We start from the raw sequence: 1067 nt of genomic DNA, 5'->3' as shown, positions 1-1067 counted from the left end.
ATCGAATCATCTCCTCAACCACCTCACCGTAGTGAGGCTATCATAGGGTGGGGGAATTTTCGATTGTTCCAGTGGGGTACTTTTAGGCTATCAAATACAAATGCTGAGTCGATTTTCAATTCATTGTTATGTGTTGATGATACCGTAGAAGACAGTATACTTGGGTTGGTTTGAGGTGTCCAAAACCTTCCGTCTGTTAAGTCAATAAGCGTTATCTTACTCACTTGCTGACCATTGAAGGCAAAAACAATACCGTATTGTTCATTTGAACTCATTCCGTATAATTCATTGGATTCTATCGGGAGAAGGTCAGCATACGCTTTTTCCACCGCGCTTTTCGAGCTGCCAATGTGAATTCCACGAGGTGTACTTGCGGTAAATCCCTTAGAAATTGTGATTGTCCATACATTTGATCCGGTTACTGAAAATCCCCTTTGGTTGTAGTTCCAGGTAGTTTCAGGACCAGTGATTTTAGAAGATGGTGTTCCGTAAACTTTATTTATGTCTGTAAGACTTTCACCCAATTTGAGGTTCCCAATTTGAGTATCTTCAGCATTGATTTCTTTATTTGAGGCACTGGTGCTTTGTGGTGGTTTTATAGTTGTTAAGTTTTTGTTGTATATAAAAAACAGACTCGCAGCAAATAGAGCAATACCAGCCACTGTTGCTCCACTGGAAACCCAAATTTTTGGGAGAACCCTTTTGGGTTTATTATTGTGCATTCTTTGATGCAGTCTGTTCTTTAATTCAAGTTTATCCTGTTCGGACAAGCTTTCCTGAGATGAAGAATTAGAAAATGCTTTGAGTTGTTCTACCAGTTTCTCGTCATAATCCATGTATTTCACCGTCCTCTCGGAGGCCTTGATTCCGTCAGAATATGCTCCCCAATCAAACCCCTTAACTGTTTCAGTGCTCGATGCTGTGTCGTTCGCACTTTAGCCTCAGACCACCCTAATATTCGAGCAGAGTGTCAACATCGGCTGTAAAATCCCCAATAACAGCGGAATACAATTCCCCAAAAATAACGGATTCAATTCCCCAAAATCATCGGGATGAATTCCCCACCC

At 41.1% G+C, this 1067-nt stretch carries 1 protein-coding gene; it reads right to left on the bottom strand.

The genetic code is table 11. The features are described 5' to 3' along the window. Nucleotides 1-23: 23 nt before the first annotated feature. Entirely contained in the window at nt 24-836 is an 813-nt protein-coding gene (locus J3482_RS20095; protein ID WP_206923071.1) for a hypothetical protein, read from the bottom strand. Nucleotides 837-1067 lie beyond the last annotated feature (231 nt).

Origin of the sequence: Alicyclobacillus suci, from assembly GCF_017329615.1 — a bacterium.
GTDB classification, from domain to species: domain Bacteria; phylum Bacillota; class Bacilli; order Alicyclobacillales; family Alicyclobacillaceae; genus Alicyclobacillus; species Alicyclobacillus suci.
This window is presented reverse-complemented; position numbering and strand designations above follow the sequence as displayed.